The 19,674-nt window shown below is 60.4% G+C and carries 17 protein-coding genes and 1 pseudogene; 9 read left to right on the top strand and 9 right to left on the bottom strand.

Annotation, left to right across the window (positions count from 1 at the left end; translation table 11 throughout):
- The first annotated feature begins 168 nt into the window (after nt 1-168).
- From X803_RS21070 to X803_RS21060, 4 genes are read left to right on the top strand one after another with little or no spacing between them, the layout of a single operon-like run.
- On the top strand, nt 169-1,329 hold the full coding sequence (locus tag X803_RS21070; protein ID WP_051470633.1) for a tyrosine-type recombinase/integrase: 1,161 nt from the start codon (nt 169-171) through the stop codon (nt 1,327-1,329).
- Nucleotides 1,319-3,043: a hypothetical protein gene (locus X803_RS0109810; protein ID WP_156930036.1), complete on the top strand. Its 1,725-nt coding sequence runs from the start codon at nt 1,319-1,321 to the stop codon at nt 3,041-3,043. The genes X803_RS21070 and X803_RS0109810 overlap by 11 nt, the downstream gene beginning before the upstream one ends.
- Nucleotides 3,043-3,834: a site-specific integrase gene (locus X803_RS21065; RefSeq protein WP_051470632.1), complete on the top strand. Its 792-nt coding sequence runs from the start codon at nt 3,043-3,045 to the stop codon at nt 3,832-3,834. Before X803_RS0109810 ends, X803_RS21065 begins: the two co-directional genes overlap by 1 nt.
- A complete protein-coding gene (locus X803_RS21060) occupies nt 3,831-4,457 on the top strand; it encodes a hypothetical protein (protein ID WP_026545006.1) in 627 nt (208 codons plus the stop codon). The genes X803_RS21065 and X803_RS21060 overlap by 4 nt, the downstream gene beginning before the upstream one ends.
- Here the strand turns inward: X803_RS21060 and X803_RS0109795 are convergent.
- From X803_RS0109795 to X803_RS19025, 6 genes and pseudogenes are all read right to left on the bottom strand, one after another.
- Nucleotides 4,454-4,690 (bottom strand): helix-turn-helix domain-containing protein, encoded by a 237-nt coding sequence (locus X803_RS0109795; protein ID WP_026545005.1) that lies wholly within the window; start codon nt 4,688-4,690, stop codon nt 4,454-4,456. The two genes, X803_RS21060 and X803_RS0109795, sit on opposite strands and share 4 nt — an antisense overlap.
- 142 nt (nt 4,691-4,832) lie before the next feature.
- Nucleotides 4,833-4,955: pseudogene (locus X803_RS21490) on the bottom strand (helix-turn-helix domain-containing protein); the annotation flags it as partial.
- A 43-nt stretch (nt 4,956-4,998) separates the two neighbouring features.
- Nucleotides 4,999-5,172, bottom strand: a complete 174-nt coding sequence (locus tag X803_RS21865) for a hypothetical protein (RefSeq protein WP_156930035.1) — start codon at nt 5,170-5,172, stop codon at nt 4,999-5,001.
- Nucleotides 5,173-5,402: 230 nt separating this feature from the next.
- Nucleotides 5,403-5,738 (bottom strand): hypothetical protein, encoded by a 336-nt coding sequence (locus X803_RS19030; protein WP_035778502.1) that lies wholly within the window; start codon nt 5,736-5,738, stop codon nt 5,403-5,405.
- A 153-nt stretch (nt 5,739-5,891) separates the two neighbouring features.
- Nucleotides 5,892-9,428: a MobF family relaxase gene (mobF, locus tag X803_RS0109785; protein ID WP_035778501.1), complete on the bottom strand. Its 3,537-nt coding sequence runs from the start codon at nt 9,426-9,428 to the stop codon at nt 5,892-5,894.
- A 213-nt stretch (nt 9,429-9,641) separates the two neighbouring features.
- Nucleotides 9,642-9,884 (bottom strand): hypothetical protein, encoded by a 243-nt coding sequence (locus tag X803_RS19025; protein ID WP_156930034.1) that lies wholly within the window; start codon nt 9,882-9,884, stop codon nt 9,642-9,644.
- Nucleotides 9,885-10,234: 350 nt separating this feature from the next.
- On the opposite strand from X803_RS19025, the gene X803_RS0109780 reads away from it, so the two are divergent.
- Together X803_RS0109780 and X803_RS0109775 are read left to right on the top strand one after the other, a co-directional pair.
- Nucleotides 10,235-10,855, top strand: coding sequence for a recombinase family protein (locus X803_RS0109780; protein WP_026545003.1), 621 nt, complete (start codon nt 10,235-10,237; stop codon nt 10,853-10,855).
- A complete protein-coding gene (locus tag X803_RS0109775) occupies nt 10,848-11,579 on the top strand; it encodes a hypothetical protein (RefSeq protein ID WP_026545002.1) in 732 nt (243 codons plus the stop codon). Before X803_RS0109780 ends, X803_RS0109775 begins: the two co-directional genes overlap by 8 nt.
- 976 nt (nt 11,580-12,555) lie before the next feature.
- On the opposite strand, the gene X803_RS0109765 is transcribed toward X803_RS0109775, so the two are convergent.
- Nucleotides 12,556-13,272 (bottom strand): hypothetical protein, encoded by a 717-nt coding sequence (locus X803_RS0109765; protein WP_051470631.1) that lies wholly within the window; start codon nt 13,270-13,272, stop codon nt 12,556-12,558.
- A 273-nt stretch (nt 13,273-13,545) separates the two neighbouring features.
- Complete coding sequence (locus tag X803_RS0109760; RefSeq protein WP_026545000.1) at nt 13,546-14,100, bottom strand: hypothetical protein; 555 nt, start codon at nt 14,098-14,100, stop codon at nt 13,546-13,548.
- 397 nt (nt 14,101-14,497) lie between these two features.
- Here X803_RS0109760 and X803_RS0109755 point away from each other — a divergent pair, with 397 nt between their 5' ends.
- From X803_RS0109755 to X803_RS0109745, 3 genes are read left to right on the top strand one after another with little or no spacing between them, the layout of a single operon-like run.
- Nucleotides 14,498-16,330: an AAA family ATPase gene (locus tag X803_RS0109755; RefSeq protein ID WP_026544999.1), complete on the top strand. Its 1,833-nt coding sequence runs from the start codon at nt 14,498-14,500 to the stop codon at nt 16,328-16,330.
- Complete coding sequence (locus X803_RS0109750; protein WP_156930033.1) at nt 16,327-17,220, top strand: GHKL domain-containing protein; 894 nt, start codon at nt 16,327-16,329, stop codon at nt 17,218-17,220. The genes X803_RS0109755 and X803_RS0109750 overlap by 4 nt, the downstream gene beginning before the upstream one ends.
- Nucleotides 17,213-18,622, top strand: coding sequence for a phosphotransferase (locus tag X803_RS0109745; protein WP_026544997.1), 1,410 nt, complete (start codon nt 17,213-17,215; stop codon nt 18,620-18,622). The genes X803_RS0109750 and X803_RS0109745 overlap by 8 nt, the downstream gene beginning before the upstream one ends.
- Nucleotides 18,623-18,635: 13 nt before the next feature.
- Here X803_RS0109745 and X803_RS0109740 read toward each other — a convergent pair whose 3' ends face one another.
- A complete protein-coding gene (locus X803_RS0109740; protein WP_026544996.1) occupies nt 18,636-19,193 on the bottom strand; it encodes a recombinase family protein in 558 nt (185 codons plus the stop codon).
- Nucleotides 19,194-19,674 lie beyond the last annotated feature (481 nt).

Raw genomic sequence — 19,674 nt, 5'->3', positions numbered from 1 at the left:
CCTTCAGCTGCCAGAACGTTGGAACGCTCTTGAAAGTACTGGCTCATTCCGCCGTGCGATCTGGCATGCTCATTGTTACGTTGCTTCGACCCTAGCGTTGAGTGGCTTCTGGTGCGTTTGGATTGATTTTGGTGGAGTTAGCCCGATCGATTTGTTTGCGTTGACTTGATGCCAGTCGGTACCGGGGTAGGGTCAGGCCTCGTTACCAAATACAGCGCGGTTGAGGTTCCTCTTTCTAACGGGGAACGGGCATACGTCGTCGTTGACTCGGACTTCACGGTGCCCGAGGAGAGCAGGCTCTACTCACTCTGGCTGAGCCAGGCGGGCCGGTCTATCAACACTCAACGGTCTTATCAGACGAAGTTGGCTGTTTTCCTCACATGGGCGTCTGCTGAAGGGGTGGACTGGCGGAATCTGACGCTGCTCGATTTGATCAGATACAAGCTGAACCTGCAGACCGCCGCTCCCGGTCAACGCTCCCGGTCGGGAAAGACAGTGAACGTGTATCTTGTCGCGGTCCTGCAGTTCTTGAGGTTCTGCACCCACGAAGGCTTATGCGATGTTGATGTCGATAGAAGATTTTTCGATCAGGCTGGGCTGCGGTCCGCGAACCCACAAGACGGAAGCGGAGATCCCGATCGCGTGCCGCGGTTGAGCCGGATGCTCAAATCGCGGGAGGCGACGAAACGCCCACAGCCGATCAGCGCTGATGAGGAGTTGCGACTGATGGCGTGCGCGACGAATCCGCGCGATGCGCTGCTGATCCGAATGATGCTGCACAGCGGGTTACGAGTCGGAGAGGCTTTGGGCCTGCGACTGGAAGACCTCCACTTCTTGCCGGAATCGACCCATGCCGGGTGCTTCGAACGCGGCCCGCATGTCCACATCCACCGCAGAATCAATAGCAATGGCGCCCTGGCCAAATCCTCCAACCCTCGCAGCATCCCGGTGACAGATGAGGTGACACAGGCGTACGCCGCCTACCAGGATGAGCGCTACCAGCTCCTCGGCGGGATCTCGGGCGACTACGTCTTCGTGAACCTCTACTCCCGTAATAGCCCACCCGATGAGCCGCTCCGCTATGCCAGCGTCCATGCCATGTTCAGGCGATGGGAAGCGAGGACAACGGTGCGGGTGCGCCCGCACCAGCTCAGGCACACTGCCGCCACCAGATGGGTCCGGGCAGGGCACCCCCTCGATGTGGTCCAGGAACTGTTAGGCCACAAAAGCCTGGACTCGACGCAGGTCTATCTGCACGCGTCCGCGGAGGAGATGAGAGCAGCGGTCGAATCGGTCACCTGCGGACGTAACGAGAACAATGACAGCTGAGTTCCGGCAGATGCTACTCACAGAGTCCCCCGGCACGGAACCGGGGACGTACCTCGCATTCCTGCGGCAACGCATCAACAGAAGCTGGCGGCCCAGCGAATGGGACGGCAAGCTCTGGCATTTCACCTCGGATCCCGCCAACCCGCTTACAGCCGCCTATCCGTGCAGGGCTGCCGGCTGCCCCGGGTTAGCCAGAGGCAACGGAGCCCTCTGCGTGCCCTGCAAGTCGGCCGCCAGGAGCAGCACGAAAAGCGGGCGCAGCGCAGACCATGGGGCAGATCGGACCTCAAAGGCCGCGCAACGGTGCACCATCACCGTCAGCGGACAGTCCTGCAGGGCTTTGTCGAGCCACCACGGTCTGTGTTATCACCACTATCACGCCTGGCGGAAACGTCTCACCACCACAGGCGGTGACTACCCGCTGGAAAAGTATCAAGCGACAGCCCGGGGCGTGTTCCCACGTGGCCAGCAGTGCGCCGTGCCGGGATGCCGGACCGAGGAATGGCGCTTTGAGAAGGCACTATGTCTCGGCCACCGTTTCCAATGGAAACGGCTCAAAAGCCAAGGCATCACCTTGGAGCAGTTCATCGCGGTCCCGCGTCCCATCGGCCGGCAGTGGTCCACCACCGAATTCTCACTGGTCGATCTTCCACCAATTCTTCGGCATGAGTTCCTCCTGACTCTGCAACAGCGTGACCAGGAGGGCTACCGGCTGGATCCCTGGGTGCTTCGGCGCTGCATCACCATCGCCTTAGAGCATGGGGCCCGAACGACGGAGAAGCTTCACCAGATCATGCTGGCGAGCTCGACGGATCAGCGGTTGCAGAAGGGTTTTACGAACTACGCACGGATGTGGTCGGCCCGCTGGCGGTACCAGCACACGGGCACCGATGCGAGGAAGGACGACGTCTGGGACGCTGCGGTCCTTATGCTTCGTGCACAATCCGGCAGCGACACAATCTGCTCGAAAGGGACCCTGGATTTCCGCCCCGTCCGCATCCAATGGCTACGTGAAGCGGCGAAGGAATACGCCGCCGTCTTCGAACTCCCGGCCGATAGAATCCGTGACCTGATCCGGTCGTGCAGCATCGCCTCGGACGCACTGCTACGCCGCCCCTATGGAACCACCCCGGATCGGTTGGGAAGGGCTGACGCGAAAGCGATATTTCAGGCCTATTCGACGCTGATCACCCACGATGGGGCACCTCGCTCAGAACGATACAGATACGAACATTTCCACCGATTCCGTCGGCTCCTGCACGAAGGACGAGAGCTGAACGCCCTTCAATGCTTGGCCCCAGCATTCCGGTTTCTCGCCACGGACACACTCACCAGCGGCCGGAAGCGCAGCACCGTCAACAAATCCATTCCCGACGAGGTCATCAAGGTGCTGGACGAGAACCTGCACCTGTTCACCGTCGCCGAAGACCACACCTACACCAACGGCCGACCAGCCGAACTCTGCAACCACATGCACCAAACCATCTATCAGCTACTGCGGGACCTGGGCCGGCGTCCCTCTGAGAACCTCGGCCTCAAACGCAACGCGCTGCAGCACTACGATGACGGACGGCCCTTCATCCGCTACGACGCCCCAAAGACCGGCGACATCGGCCTGGAACTCCCCATCCATCACTCCACGGCAGACATCATCACATCCTGGCTTGACCGTCTCAACGCAGTCACGGACATAGAACCAGGGCAGCTGACCTGATGTTTCCCTCGCTCTCAGGATTCGGGCCAGCAGCACGCAAACCTATAACGATCAGCGGGTACCACACCGTCTATTGGCGGTGGATCGAGCGCATCAAGAACCTGCCCGACCACATCCAGGGCCCAGGCGGTGTTGCCGAAGCATTCGATCGGTCCCGGTTGCGCCTCTACTCATGGCGGCACACCTACGCCCAGAGGCTCTCCGATAACAACACAGCTCCGGACGTCATCCAGGAACTGATGAACCATAAAAGGTTCGAAACCTCCGCCGGGTACATCCGCATCAACCGGCAACGCAAAGCCGACGCCATCCGCATCGTCGACCGCACCACCATTGACCGCCACGGCGCAGCCCAACCCCCGCACAGCTATCCCGCGTACACCCGCGGATCGGTAGCCACGCCGCTGGGGCTCTGCACCGAGCCATCCAACGTCAAAGCAGGCGGGCAGGCGTGCCCGGCACGCAGCAAATGCGGTGGATGCACCTACTTCCGCGCCAACGTATCCCACCTGCCGTTGATCGACGCCCACATCGTCGCGCTCACAACCGACCTGGAACTCGCCCGGCCCATCGCCGATACCTGGGTGCTCGAGAGTCTCACCGCCGAAATAGACTCCTACCGCAAAATCAGGTGGCTCCTGGCCGACACCAAGTCCAGACTTTCCCCCGCAGAGCAAAACGAGATCGACCGGGCAACCGAACTCCTCCAAGCGCTTTCCACCGCACCGGCCCAGGACCCGCTCACCGCAGTCCCGCGAAAGCTCCTGCCACTAACTCCCAAGGAAGCATGAACACTCACCACAACGAGACAACGAACAAATCCGCCATGCGCACAGCCCAGCTCATCGCGGCCAAAAGAGCCGACAGCCAACGACGGCGTGAAGCAGTGCTCAAAGCAATAGCAGCACACACAAAAGCAGGAAAATCGATCACCACGGCGGGCATCGCCCGCTCCGCTGGAGTAAGCACCTGGCTGATCTATAACGTCCCGGACCTCCTCGACGCCGTACGCAGCGCTGCCGCCCAAAGCCACGCAAAAGAGGACACCGCGAGAGAATCGACCGGTTCCGCGCCCACCATCAACGGCCTGCGCAACGAAATCAGCATGCTCAACGCCAGGCTCACAAAAGCCGCCGCAGAAAGGGACCAGTTAAAGAAAGCGCTGAAGAACAAGCTCGGTGCACAGGTTGAACTAGAAACCGCACGTGAACTTAGAACCCGGATCGGGCTACTTGAACGGTCCCTCGAACGCGCCCGCCTCGACCTCGAAGATTCCCAAACCCGCAGCAATCTCCTACGGGACGACCTTGACGACACTCAGGATGAGCTCCGGGCGGCCAGAAGAATCAACCAGATGCTCATAAAGGAAAACTCCCAACAGGGGTCCGTTGCATCTTTCAGGCCAATGATCTAGGAGCCAGCCTCCTCGGCTTCCTGCAAGTTCATCTCCTTGATCGAGGCAGCGGTGCGCTCATAAGCATCCGAAATATATTCCTCAAGCTTAGAAGCCTCAACTCTCCACTGACCCCGGCCCCCCACCTGAATCGCCGGCAGTTCCCCAGAACGAACGATCGCATAAGTCTGGGAAGAAGAGATGTTCAAAACTTCTCCAACATCAGCCAGAGTCAGGAAGCGCTTCTCAGCCATCGTGCCCCTTCCCTCATCACAACCAAGCCCAACACGGCCTATCGAAACCCACGATACTCACCATCACCAAAAGACGGGCTAGAAACAATTGCGCAGGTCAAGCACACAATTACTCCGCCGAACACGACTGAAACTTAAGATAACCCCTTCCGCCCACCTGGATGGCAGGCAGATCCCCGGAGCGCACCAAAGCATACGCCTGAGAATTGGAAATGTTCAGCTCATCACAAACATCATCAAGCTTCAGGAAACGCGGTTCAGGCATGCCAAAAGGGTACAGGGCATCCCTCTGAAATCTTTGAAGGCCCTCAGGTGCCGGAAGGAAGCGGCGAGGAGTCACCGACCGGGCTCATACAGACTGCGCACTGGAAGAAGGGGCTGTCACCGATAGGGAAGCTGGCATAGTGCGGCCCGGACGTATCACACTGGGAGCAGTCGTAATCCGAATAGAGGTTGCCCTGGTCGTCTCGTCTGATCGCCATGGCCTCACTATAGGCGAGTGGGACGCTACCTAGTCCCGCCACCAGCGATCGACAGTACCGACCTCGTCGTAGATCTCGTGACGGTCAGCGTCGATGGCGTCGGCAAGACATTCCTTCTGCCCTTGCGGTAAAGCTTGCGCTCAAAGTCTGCGCGGGCGTTCGATCACTGGGATGAGAAGTCGTCCGCCACCCTGTGGCTCCGTACGGCGTCGAGGATGGCGCGTGATGCCTCATGATCTCACCGTCTTGGCTCGCCCAAAGGACTTTTGCCGCGCGGCCGTGGAACGCAGGAGGAGCACGATGCTGACCGGTCCCATGATGGTGAACTTCATCGCGTTGTAGATGAACAGCAGCACGAGCAGATGCAGCCAGCCCGGACCGTCTTCCTCGATGAGTTGCACGCAGAGGCTTGCGGCGTATAGGTACGGGATCGCCAGCAGCATCGCCGGGGTGCCCCATTTCAGGCCGCGGCGGGTATGGATCGCGTCGAGCAGGATGTTGGTGGGCATGTAGAGCCGCAGGAAGTACCGGGTGCGGACGCTGAGGGCCCAGATGAGTCGGCACATGGACAGTCCTCTCCAGGGGTTCGGCGACAAGAACCTGAAAGGACCGCCCGTTGCTGGGAGAGTCATACCGTCGCGACGAGCGACAGAGCCAATATAGAGGCCGCCTCGCCCACCACGATACGACGTCGTGGCGACACCTGGAAGGCCCCGAGGTCACAGGGAGCGCCCGAGCGGTTCGCGTCCACGAGGTCGTTCCGGGCTCTCGTCCGTCCCAGAGGCGAGACTGCGCGCGCGATCCAGAGCCACCTTGGCGCGGACGGCGTCGATCTTCTGCGCGGTCGCCTCCAGTTTCTGTCCGAGGGGGCCGTCATCGTTGATGCCGTATCGGTCTCGGTAGGCAGCAACTGTCCGTGCGTACCCTCGCCAAGTCGCCCGCGTCCTCTGATCGTTGGGCGGTATCCCGAACGATTCCGTCCACAGGGCTTTCGTACCGAGGCCCCTGTCGAGGACGGCATCGGCCCGGGCCTCGATCAGCTCGCGCCGCTCCCCCAGCGCCTGCCGCATGTCGTCGGACATGGGTCCGCCGGCGAGTGGGACGAGCCCGGCGATCAGACGTGGCGCCTGACGGGTGCGGCCGGACCCGGCCGGGCGTGCGGTCGCGCTGGCGACCCGGTGGCGGAGGACGGAGGCGATGTCGTCGGCGTCGGCGAACCCGCGCGCGGCGACGAGGCGTGGAATCAGCCGATCTACGTCGTGGTAGTTCGCCTCTGCGCGGCGAAGCTCGGCGGTGAGCGCGCCAAATGCCTCGGACTCGATTGCGGGGTCGGCCTGGTCCTCGGTGAGGCCGGACGTTCGGACCAAGGTGGCCCAGCGGTCGTGTTGAGCTGCGGCGGCGATGGTCTCGTACTCGGCGGCGAGCTGGGCGATCGAGCCCCACTGTTCGTGTTCGGCGGTGATGGTCTCGTGCGCCGATAGCTCGACACCGACGTGCTGGAGCACCCCGTACAGCACGCTCCTCGCGGTGGGGTCTGGGTTGTCGCCTGGGTGTGGGTGGGCGTGGTCGTCGGCCCGGTCCAATGCGACGTAGGCGGTGTTGGAGTGGCGGCCGCGGGTCATCGCGACGTACAGGTTCTCCCGGGTCGTGGTCGACTCCACCAGCATGTGCGCGGTGTCGACGGTGACGCCTTGAGCCTGGTAGGCCGTGACAGCGTATCCAAGGTCGACGTGCTCGGCCACATACGACGCCGGCAGAACGATGGAGCCGCCGAACCTCAGCCCGGTTTTGCGGATGGTGAGCGAGCCATCCTCGCGCACGTCTCTGACGATCCAGGTGGCGCCGTTGCGTATCCAGTCTTTGCCGTTGCGGAGTCGGCGGTCGTTACGTCGGGTGATGATCATGTCCCCCACCCCGGCGGTGGTTCCGTCGTTCAACTCGATCTCTCGGCCGGGTTTCAAGGTGCCGTCGAGGATCAGGTCTGCACGGGCGCGGTTGTTCAGGGTTGTGACGTCGTCGCGGGTCTCGGCAACCAGCACCGACACCAGCCCCGCCTGCCGGTCGGCGCGCCAGGCAGTGTAGGCCGCATCAGTCATCGCCTCGGCATCCCCCTCCCGGATGCGGTCATGGTCGAGATATGTGTCGATCACCTCGGTACGTCCATGACGCAACGACAGTGAGGCGGTCTTCTCCCACTGGTGCTCGAAGCGGTGGACGTCTACCAGCTCGGGGGCGTCGTCCCGGTCGTTCACGATCAGGTTGAACGCGCCGCCAGCATCGACGGACTGGAGCTGTGCGAAATCGCCCACCAGCAGCGCCTTCGCTCCCGCGCGCTCGGCCAGGTGCGTGATCCGGTCCAAGGACAGGGTCCCTGCCAGCGATGCCTCGTCGATGATGACCAGCTGACCCGCCTCGAACGTTGTCCCGTGCACGAGGTGGTTCTGCCACCACTTCGCGGTGTTCTCCGTCGCGATCCCGAGATCGTCGGCAAGAACCTGAGCAGCCACCGCAGAGGGCGCCAATCCGACAACAGAACCGGTGCCGTGCTCGGCCTCCCACGCCCTGCGCAGCGCATTCATCGCGGTGGTCTTACCTGTTCCGGCGGGGCCGACGAGCACGTCGATCACGCGCCCGGAGACGGCAATCTTCATCAGAGCGTCGGCCTGATCCGCGCCGAGCATCCGCCCATCGCCGTCAGGGCGAGATGTGATCTTCTCCACCGTCTCTAGCGGGATGGCGGGTGCATTGAGGGTGCGGGATCGGCCGAGCAGTCGATCCTCGGCGGCGAGGAGTTCTTCGGAGGAGAATACGGTGGAGTGCTTGGGCCGGAACACGCTGGTCCCGTCCACCCGGCGGAAGGCCGCGGGGCTGGTGGCCAGGTCGGGCGGAGTGAGTCGTAGCGAGGCTTGTTCGGCGGCGTCGGCGACCATCCCGACGATCGCCTCCCGGTCGCGCATGGAGGCGAAGCGCCAGCCCATCGTCTGCCGGGACGCCTCCGCCATCAGGTTCCATCTGCGCCAGGTCGAACGCTTCTCGCCCACCACGTCGACCACTGAAGACCCGAGTTCGGTGACCGCGTCCAAGGGCACGTCATCGGCGCGTAGCAGCAACGGCGCCTCCGCGTCCGCCACACCCGTTGCCCAGGGAGTGGCGTCCTGACCGAGGAATCCCCTGGCACGCCTCCTCCACTCGTCGGTGAGGTCAGCCAGCGACCGCACCTCCTTTTCCGGTCGCGTGGACAGGGTCGCTTGGGCGCGAAGCTTGATGATCGTTGCGGTAGAGGGTTGGCGTCCGTGCTTGGCGACGTACTCGGCGATGAGCCGGTTCTTCTCGGCGTCGATGTGACGGGCGCGGGTAGAGAACTCGGCCACCAGTTGCTCGGGCACGCTCGTGATCGCCCAGGCAGGGTTACGGTCACGGCCTCTGTCGCGGGCTTCCCATTCGACGCCGAAGGTGCGGGTCATGTGATCGGCGAACACCGCCTCGTGCAGCTCCGACAGGGCGACCACGGCGCCGTGCATCGGCCGTCCGTCCAGAGATCTCCACTTGCCGTCCAAGGCCGTCTGGACCTTGTTGGAGATGACGACGTGCGTGTGCAGGTGGGGGTCGCCGGCGCGGGAGTCGAAATGATCGAAAGCCGCCGCCACCAGGCCGGTGACATCGACTTGTGCAACGGCACCATCTCCGGCTGTTGCGCCGGTGCGGGTTGCTGCAACCTCCCGTTCCATGAATGCAACCATTTCCGCAACCGCCCGATGGTGCGCCTCCCCGATGAGCGCCTGTGTCCCGGCGTCGGAGACCGCCCACAGCACGGAGGCGGACTTCGGGATCGAGAACGTGAAGTCGAACCCTGCCACCGCCCGTCGTGTCCCGCGCTCAGTCTCTTCGGCCTCAATCAGTGCGACCGCGGCGCCTTTTGCACCCGGATTCAGGTCTGGGTCGAGCTTGGCGATGCGACCCTCGATCCGCTCGGCCCGTGACTTGTAAGCAGGAAACGCCAACCCGAGCGGGTCGCCGGTGATCGGGTCGCGACCCATCCCCATCAAGAGCTGGAGCTGGGCCTCCGACACCCGATCACCGATCGAGAGCTGGCCCTTGCCGAGTGCGGCGACGCCAGACCCCATCCACTGACCGGGTGGCGTTCCCGCCTCAGCGTAGTACCTTGTCAGAGGAGTCGAGAGCGACCTGTCGCCGTCCGCGGCGGCGACGGTGTGCAGCAAGTATTTATAGCCGTCACCCGCGCTCATCACACGCATCGAAACCGTCACCAGGCCACCGCCCTTTCGACAGCAAGGTGAGCGGCAGGCGTCGGAGCGAGCCGAGCAACTGTTCACCTCAGTTGACTGACTCAACCTCGACCTGCAAGACGCGTGGAAGCTCGGGGAGAGCGCGCCTGAGCTTCCAGAACGGCCGGTTCGACAACCAGTCGATGCCGCTGGTATCTCCTGGGCTCGGGGGTGTTTCGTCTGTCACGAGGAACCGGTACCAGCAAACGGGCTCGTCCACGCATGGGTGAGTTGGATCGTTTGACTGTTCGATGCGTATCGCAACTCAAGCGCCCCGACCATCACGCCCACTGGAATCTGCGCAGCGACGCCCTCAACAATGCAAGTCCCCGTGGGCAGGATGGGCAACGACTCGAATGAAACTCGGTCGAGATAGGCGACCGCTTCCTCGATCGCCTTGGTGCGTCGAACTTTGCCGATCACCACCTAGTCAAGATAGTGGGCTGTTCGGTGAGGTCTTGCAAGCGGCCGGGCCGTGTCCGTTAGCGGTCGATCATCCGGCGCCCTGCACCTTGAAGGTGTCTATGCGGATGCTGGCGCTAACCTGCCCGTACACCTCGCCTGAATTTTAGTGCCCGATAAAGATGCCCGGCTGCAGCACCCCTGGTATCTCATATCCCTAGGGTTGCAACACACTAGAGCGAGACAACACCACTCCCCTGCCACTACTACTCCCTCCATGTCTTGCTACCCTGTCTCCTAAGTGGGGGTAACCATTCGTGACTGCAAAGTAGGTTGCGAGACGATCATGGGACAAATCGACATAGAGGAGCCGCATGGGCAAGCTCATCGGGTACGCGCGGGTATCAACTCGCGTCCAGGACACCGATCGGCAAGTCGCCGACCTACTCGCCGCCGGCGTTCGCCAAGATGACCTGTACATCGACCATGGCGTCAGCGGCGCTCATGCGCGGCGGCCCCAGTTCGACAACGCGCTCGACGCACTGCATGAAGGTGACACCCTAATCGTCACCACACTCGATCGCCTCGGCCGCTCCACCGCCAACATGCTCGCCCTGGCCGATGAACTTCGAGCTCAAAAGGTGAACCTGCGCGTCCTGAACCTCGGCGGCGGGAACGTCGACACAGGCACACCCATGGGATCCATGGTCTTCACCGTCATGGCAGCTCTGGCGCAGATGGAGCTCGAGATCAAACGCGAACGAGTCAACGACTCCAACACCAAACGCCGCACCGCCGGCCTCGACCTCGGCGGACGACGACCTATCTTCAGCGACAGCCAAATCGCCAACGCCCGCCGACTCATCGAACAAGGCCAACCCGCCTCCCACGTCGCCCGCGACCTCGGCATGTCCAGAGCCACCCTGTACCGGCGAATCGCCAACCTCGACGCACAGCAATGGATCGCCGCGCTTCCCAGGCCCACGAATGATTGAGGACGCAGGCGGAACACTCGGCAGCGGTGAAGGCACCCCGACTTATGACCCAATCGTCGACACAACCACATCGGAGCCAAAGCTGGTGGTTTTGCCTGATACCGCCGACACTCGATTGTTGGTAGATCTGACAAGTCATGCCAATGACTTGGGTGAGGCAGCACATTCACTCGGAATCGCTATAGACAGCGGCGAGGGGTCGGAACTGTGGGAGCCGCTGACTTCCCACGCGGTTACGGCGTACATACGCCCCTTCATCCTCTCCAACGTCCGTGATCGCCTGGATGAGATGCCCCAGTTCCCTGGGCTGCCTCCCGAGCTGATGGCCACCCACGAGATGATTCGGAAGTACCGTAATGCGAAGGTAGCGCACTCCCAATCTGATCTAGTTATGCCCCTGCCCGTCGCCTTCTTGGGCGATACCGGCGAAGTACGACGAGTTTGGGGCATGACCGTCACTCACCAAATGCCTCTGGTTATCGCCGAGCGCTTCGCCCACCTCCTTGAGAGCATGGAAACGATCGTCGACAAACTTACGCAACCGGTGACCGACCGGCTCCTTTCATGGGCACGATCTCAGCCCCCCGAATCGGTCCGCGACTGGAAAGGACCCGAAATCAGCGCATCAATCGACGCTGACTTCAACGCTGCCCGGGAGAGGAAGCGAACCCCTCGCTTCACCGCCTACTGGCACATCAGCCCGGTTGATGACGCGCCATCATGATGTGATCCCTGATCTCTAGACGTCAGCACACATTCGTTGCGAAGACGGGAAACCGACCCTAACGCAACGCGAACTTGCTGGTACTGCCTGATGCGTATGGGTGTGTCCTAACGCGACGATCCTGGGTTAGTTCAAACTTGGACCGTAGAAGAAGCCCGACGCGATTGCAGCATGTTGTAAGGGCGAGAGTGTGGACGCACCCCCGCCCTTACAACCCGATGATCGTTAGCCCTTTCCAAGCGTCGATCCGGCCTTCGACTTCGTAGCTTTGCTAGATGAGTCCGATGCAAGCTTCGATCCGGCCTTAGAGAGTGCCGCCTTGGACGGCTTTGAGCTCTTGCCCATGTTCACCTCCTCACTCTTTCCTGCAGCAAGTACAGATGCGGCCAGAGTACGGGCCGACGGTGACAATTCAGGAGAAGGAATGAAGAGGTGCCTCGGTGATAGCGATATGTCAAATACCATGCAGACTCTTGGCACCCCCTTCGCCGATTTACACTCCGCGAAGGTCGACCCAGATTGAACCGCTGGGTTAGAATCACCAACACCTCTAACAGCGCGAGAACCCGTCTTGGCGCGCAGAATGGGACCGCATCATTCGCACTTGGCCTCTGACGGCAACCGGAGGGTCCATAACGCGGATCAAACCTACAGGGTCACAAGGGGTCGGGGCTAACTGACTGGTGTTGAAGAATTCGCGGGCCTCCTGACCACATGTGCACGGCACAAGCTCCCCTCGCTCCGCTGCTTGTCCCGCACACACCTGGACAGCAGGAACCAGCCGCCCGCGCTGTCAGCAGCGTGCTGATCATCCACCTATTGACGGGAAGAGCCCGAAGAATGAAGTTCAAAGCCCCTACCTGTGGGTGAGCTGATTCCTCGACTATGAGCTCTGTCAGTTATCCGTCAACTCACCTGTTTTTCTACCATTCTGGAATGGTAGGGAGGCTCACTAGAGCATGTTGACGCCGAGAGGCTACTGGGGGGGCCTTGCCTGGTACTCCCAAATCGCATGATCAGCAGACCACGGTGTTACGTCCAGTACCTCCGCAGCATCCTTGAGCAGCACGCGCGCTTCAGCGACGCTCACCCGTCGCCCTAGACAGGCGCTAAGCCATCTCAGAACATGTCTGTCAGGTTTCACCCGGTCGTCATCGCCAGCCGTCATCCAGATGTATCCGGTTCGGATTCCGTCTTGACCTGCTCCCTTTACGGCCTCGAGGTCTTCCTCCGCAGCAGCGGTCCGCTCGGGGTCGGCTGACAGTTCAGCGAAGTCGGCGAGCGTCTCAACACAATGTTTCTCGACAAGAACCTGCGCTATCTGCCTGACTGCTACAGATTTCAGGATTCCGTTGTTGGGTGAGGTGCGGTGCCGGCTGCCGAGTACCGCTGCGAAGGCTTCATCGTCCAAGTTCTCAATCGAGGTAAGGAACTGGCTCAATGTTTGCTCGTCTGACCGCGGGCTCACAGGCTGTTTAAGATCATCGCCAGCAAGGAGGACCGAAGATAGGCCGGCGTAGCTGGCGTAACGGCGGACCAGAGGAACGACCACGTCGTCATACCTCACAAAGATGGAGTAGGTGGAGGAGAGGATGCATAGCGATAGGTGGCCCCATCGGTCCTTCCGAGGTTGAGGATCTAACCTTCGAAGTGCCTCAGCGGTCCTCATCGTGTCGTCGTGGACCTCGGTCATAAACTCCCCCTCATCGCCGGGCAGGCGCCGGATAACCCAAGCTTGAATGTTCTGCTTGAAAGCTACACGAGGGTGCTGACGCGCGTGTTCGAGCCACGCGACAGACCATGCTCGAACACCAGTTACCTGCACCTAAGGGTTCTGACGAACTGGTAACGGGGAGTTGTAGCAACTCACTAGGCAAGGCTGATCTCAGGCCTGCTCAGATGGCGCTAGCGTGCATGCACGGCGTGCTTCCGCCCAGATCGATTGCCTGGGCGGAAGCACGGATGATCAAGCTTTCAGTGACGCCGGCCTGACAACATCCATCCAGTCAAGGAACTCAGCGACAGTGCCGATGCGTGCGATCCGCTCGTGAATTGCCCGCTGGTCATGGCCGGGGATGAATTCACCTCGTGTTGTCCATCCCTCGCAGCCACAGCGGCAGAGTGCTCCGGAGCCGCCATCGAGCTCTTCGTCTGTGAAGTATCGGACGGGGTTCCGGGCAACGCTGACGGGGGTTGGCTTTCCAACGTACTTATCGAAGACGGGGTGTCCTTCGGACAGGATCTTGCCGTGGATGGTGTACCGGTGATCCCTCGTGTCATCGGGCTGGCGCTCATTGGTGAGCTCGAGCGATTCGATTTCGACCGCCTGGATGACGGTCCGGCCGAAGGAAAAAAGAGCGTACCGCTCATTGTGGGCTCGAGCTCCAACGGCCCACTCGCCGTGATTCGCCTCGTACATCTCATCAGGCGTCATGCCAGCCTCATACCCTATGAAAGGTCGGCCAAGGCCATCCAGCTCGGGGTCGACGGACTTCTTTGCGGTGACCGTGATGTGCAGCATGTTCGCTTCCTTCTATAGTTGGCCTTGCCGGGATAAGTAACTATCACCAATCAAGGCAGGTGCTGTCAATAGATGAGCCTTCCGGGGTGTCCAACTATAAAAAAATCGGTTGTGTCCGAGCTGGCACGATGTCCGTCCTATCGGAGCTCCGGCCATTACTACCTAATCACTACCGATAGCCAGATAGCGGTACACCGTCGTGATCTGCATGAGAGGGCATGAGGCCGCACCCAGCGCACAATGAAGCGCCCTCTTCGAGCTGCTTCGTTGTGCCGAGAATGCGGCGTCGGGTGCGTGCTCCAGCGAGTGAGCCCTGTTTGAGGTATCGGATAAAGTCAGGCGGAGGGGCCGCCGCACAGAGTCCCGCCTGCATCGTTAGAAGAGGAGTGCCTAGGGTATGTGGATCTCACGCATCCGAGTGACCGGCGGTTTTCTGAACGGACTCGACGTATCACTCAATCGGGGACTGAATGTGATTGTCGGGCCTCGAGGTGCGGGTAAGACCACCTTCTTGGAGTTGCTTCGTCACGCCGTAGGTGCACAACATGCCGAGCAAAGTGGGCCTGCTACCCGCAACAGGCAGGCATTTCTTGACGCTGTGCTCGGCGCTGGTGAGGTCATCGTCGACGTGGAGTCAGACGACGGCGGGCGTCATCTTGTAGTGGACGCAAAGGGTGGAGGTCAGCGGTTTGACCTTTCCAAGTCGGTTCTCGTTCTGGGACAGAACGAGCTTGAGGAGATTGCATCTGATGCTCCTAGCCGGCTTAACCTTTTGGATTTACGTACTGGTGCGGCCAACGACCTTCCGGATCGGGGCGGGATCGAGGTACTCACCGGCGAGATCTTCGATATACGAGTGGAATTGGACGAGCGTCGCGAGGAGTCAAAAAAGCGTAAGCGTCTCGTCTCAGATCGCGCACTATTTTTGTCGCAAGAGACAGCTCTACTTGGCGGCAGCACCGCCCAGTTGTCTGAGAAGCGCGATCTTCTCCGACAAGCGGAAGAACGCGTCATCTCCACCGGCCAGGACTTGGAGCGCATTGAGGCGGTTCGAAGCGAACTCGCCAATCTGTTGGTCTCCCATCAACGCGAGCTCGGCCGGTTGCACGTGACGATAGAGCGAGCCGCGACTCTGTCACGAGTGCCAGCAGTTCTCGCTGCCCTCACTCAAGCTGCGAGTCTGTCAGAAGGTGTCGGCGTCGCACTCTCCGACGCTCAGACCAGTCTTGACACCTCCGAGTCTGAAATCCGTGAACATAACATCGGTGCTCGTGAGGCGGCAGCTCCGATCAGAGAAGAACTCGAACAAGCCGAGACCGGCCTCGGCCAAATCACTGCACAACTCAGGAATGTTGACACCGCGCTCCGGGCACTCGATGAAAACGATGTCGCGGTTCGCGACCTCGAAGCTCGGCATGTAACTCTGTTGGAACGTCGGGGGCACCTGCTCGACTCCGTCGAGCAGGTGGAAGAGGCGCTCTACGAAACGCGAGCCGACGTAGCGCGGGCGACAACGGCGCAAGTTGCCAACAACGTCGTCATCGTCGTTGACCACCTTGCCGATGCGACCGAGTTTCGAAGGTTCCTTCAAGACTCGCTCCGCGGAAGCAGTACACGCACGACCCTAATCGATTCCGTCGCAGAGCGGGTGCTACCACGGCAGCTCCTCGAAATGATCGAGACCAATGACGCAAGTGGGCTCGCAGCGGTTGCAGGTATGGCTGAGGATCGAGCGCAGAGGCTGATCGATAATTTGACCGAGCGGGACCTGCTTCAAGGACTGGGCCACATTCGCCTCACCGACAGCGTGGATTTCCGCCTAAGAGATGGATCGGTCGATAAGAGCGTTGATTCACTCTCGACAGGCCAAAAATGCGCGGTCACACTGCCAATCGTTCTCTCGGAGCGAGAACGTACTCTGATCCTCGATCAACCCGAAGATCACCTCGACAACGCCTTCCTGGTCACGAATATCGTAAGCGGACTCAACACGCGTGGTCAGGGCGGTGCCCAGACGATCGTCGCGACGCACAACGCCAATATCCCGGTACTTGGCTCTGCTGAGAACGTTGTCGTCCTGAGCAGTGACGGCAAAGTCGGTAGAGTCGACGTCCAAGGAGCGTTCGATTCAGCCGATATCGTAGACAAGATCACCGAACTGATGGAGGGCGGGCGGGAAGCCTTTGCGCGCCGCTCGGCTTTCTACACCACGCATGGTGGCTTTAAATGACGACCGAAACTCCCAGAGAACTACAGGGCCTTACGTCAACGGCTCCGAGCAACCGGGCAAAAGCTGCAGGGTGGCTTGTCCAACATCCACAGGCGATCACGACCCGGGCGCTTATGAATGCTCTTCAAAACGAGACCGTTCCTCAGGTGCGCCGCCTGCTACTTCAGGTCTTGGAATCAAGACAAAGGCTGACCTACATCTCGCCTGGAGAAAGTAGTGGAGAGCCTCGGCCTACTGATCTCCCTACGGCGAACGATGCTGCGGCCAGGTCGGAGCAGATCGACATCGCAGCTTTGGTTCGGCATGAACTGTCGCCTGCCGTGGGTTGGATCAGGCTCGCGGCTGATAGCGAGATCAAGTCCTTCGGGACGAGCAAGACCAACAATGCCGTCCGTAAGCTCCAACGCCGAATCGATGGGCTCGTCGCGATAATCAAATTTGGCGAAGAGTTGAACTTGCATCGATTCAGTCTCCCCCACATTCTGACCGAGAACTGGCCAGATACAGGAACTACCCTTTTGATCACTCCCTCCGCAGAGGAAGATGCCATCGACGTCGAGACTGATGAAGGACTCTTCTCGATGCTGCTCTCCAATGTCTTTCAGAACGCTATCGACGCTTCGATCGACGCAGCTGGAAAAGCAGTCACTCAAGTCACCTGGGGCTACACGGACCAGAGCTATTGGGTCAGAGTCACCAATCCGTTCAAGGGCAATCGATTTGCCCTCACAGACGTGCTCGACGTTGGAAGTTCGTCGAAGATGGCGCACCAAGGCCAAGGACTGTCTTTGATCAAACTAGCGGCAGACCGACTTGGACTAGCCATCACGTTGGAGGGCACTAGCGGCATGGCTTCCTTTTCTCTCAGCGGACCACGACCTCATGACTGATCCGATTGCGGTACTAGTTGAGGACGATCCTGAACAGGCAGAGGTCTCTCAAAGCGTGCTCGAAGCAGCTGGTTACGTGGTCCAAAGCTTCAACTCGATCGCCCCAGCGCAAAATCACATCCGCACATCAGAAGATTTGATCGACCTATTCGTACTGGATCGCCGCCTCCCGGTAAACGCAGGTGAACCCGCGACTGATGAATTTGGCGATGAACTTCTCAACGAGGTGCGTCTAGGACATCCCGACGCTAGGCTCATCGTCTTCACCGGATTCGCCACCATTCGTCACGTCCAAGAGTCGCTGCAAGGGAGTGGACAGCTCCCAGCACAAGAGGGGCAGCCCCTTGACCGAGTTACAGTCCTCGAGAAGGACCAGTCCTTGGAGTTCAAAGAGCAGGTCGAGCAGTTCCGTAAACTGTTGCAGGATCTGGATGATATTGAAATCATCACGTCACCCGGCGCCGCCCCACTGAGTGTCCTAGACAAGAGGACCCTGAGAAGGCTTGCCTTCGACTACGGAGCCGCGTCTGTCTCGGTGTCTTCGCTCGCCGGGGGTATGACTGATGCAGGCGTGTGGAGATGCCAGATCAACCGCACCGAAGGTCTGATCGCTACCGTGGTAGCAAAGCGGGTGCGAGCTCCAGGTTCAGCTGGAGGCTTGCCGGAACTCCTACCACGCGCGAACACAACGGCTATCGTGAGAACGATATCCGGTCTGATGGCTGGCAAACATGTCAATGTCCTTCAGCTCGCTGGGGAATCTCCCTACTCACTGATGGATGTCATCGCCGAGCGACCTGCCCAGGCCGTTGAACTTGCTAAGCCCGTCTGGGACGCATTGCATGGAGTCGCAGCACAGCAAACAACACTCACCGTGGCCGCGCTGTCCGAATCACTGATTGCCTGGGAGCGGCTGTCGGAGCTTCTGCGGGCTTATGGAATTCAGACACCTGCTGGGAGCTTGTCCGTAACCACTCATATCGGCCCCCGACACGGAGACCTTCATCCAGGCAACGTTCTGATCGATAATGGGCAGGCCGTTCTCATCGACTTCGACAGCGAAACCTTCGCCGCTGGCCTACTCGACCCCATCACCATGCTCATCTCGACGCTGGTTCATCCAGCTTCACCCCTCTGCGGTGAAGCATGGCCGGATGCCTCTCACATCACCTCCACCTTCGCAACACCAGAGTTCGGGCAGGGCCATTCCTGTGAAGTTTGGTTCCGCGGCGTTCAAGACTGGATTAACGAGTGCCAGACCAGCCAGCGCGAGTATTGGGCCTTAGTGCTAGCCTACGCCGGTCGGCAGCTTCAATACGGCGACGTACTGAAGAATCAAGAGATCGTCGATCGTATCGTGGCTATCGCCGCACTTGCCGCAGACGCTCTCAGAAGTTCATGACGGACGACTGAACCTAACTCAAGGTGAGGTAGCGGTATACCGTTGCCCGGCTGGAGCCGATAATCTTCCCGATGTCCGCCGGCGCGAGCCCTTGGGCTTTCAAGTCCTGGGCGCGCTTGACCCTCGCATGCTCGGCGGTGACTTCCCGCCGCCCGGCCTTCCGACCATGTTCAGCGGCCGCGGCCATGCCAGCCCTCGTCCGTTCGGCCAGCTGGTCGCGCTCGAGCTGGGCGAACGCCGACATGACGGTGAGCATGGCCCTGCCCATGGATCTGGTGGTACTGATGCCTTCCGTCACGCTGCGAAAATGCACACCCCGCTGCTCCAAGTCATCGATGAGTGCCAAAAGGTTTCGAGTGTTGCGTCCCAGCCGGTCCAGTTTCCAAACCACTACCTCATCACCGGATCGCAGATGATCGAGCAGCTTGTCCAGCTCCGGTCGGCTGGCCCTCATTCCGCTCACACCATGATCGATAAAGATCCGATCACAACCCGCAGCAGTGAGCGCGGAGCGCTGCAGGTCCGCGTTCTGCTCCAGTGTGCTGACTCTGGCGTATCCGATACTCCCCATACCGACGTCCCCTCAAGCTCATTAAAGGTGCTGACGTGAGACACATTGATGGGACACAGCGCGAGAGCAAACTTCGCCGCAGATACTGGAGAACCCCGGCCCCCTGCCGGAGCTTGTCGGCGGTCCAGTCAAAGGATCGTTTATTGAGACAGCGTTCAGGAAATAACACACCAAAGCGGAACCATGGCGTGACCGGTCACCGACTAGATGGCGTTCTGCGCGCTGCACGGTCCGCAACTCAAACTGACAGCAATTGAAGTCGTGGCTTAAATCTTCTTTCAATAAATTTTGGGGTCGCGGATACTTCTTTTATGTTGAAGTCCTGGTGGTTCCCGGAGGCACCTCACTGGGTGCGCACCTCAGCCCTCGCTGGAGTGGTAGCGGTCCTCGTTGGAGTCGTGGCGATCGTGGTAACTATTGTGATTTCACTTCAACCAGAACCGCCACCATCGACTTCACCGCCCACCTCACCGCCACCATC

Origin of the sequence: Arthrobacter sp. 35/47, from assembly GCF_000520475.1 — a bacterium.
Lineage (GTDB): Bacteria > Actinomycetota > Actinomycetes > Actinomycetales > Micrococcaceae > Arthrobacter_D > Arthrobacter_D subterraneus.
This window is presented reverse-complemented; position numbering and strand designations above follow the sequence as displayed.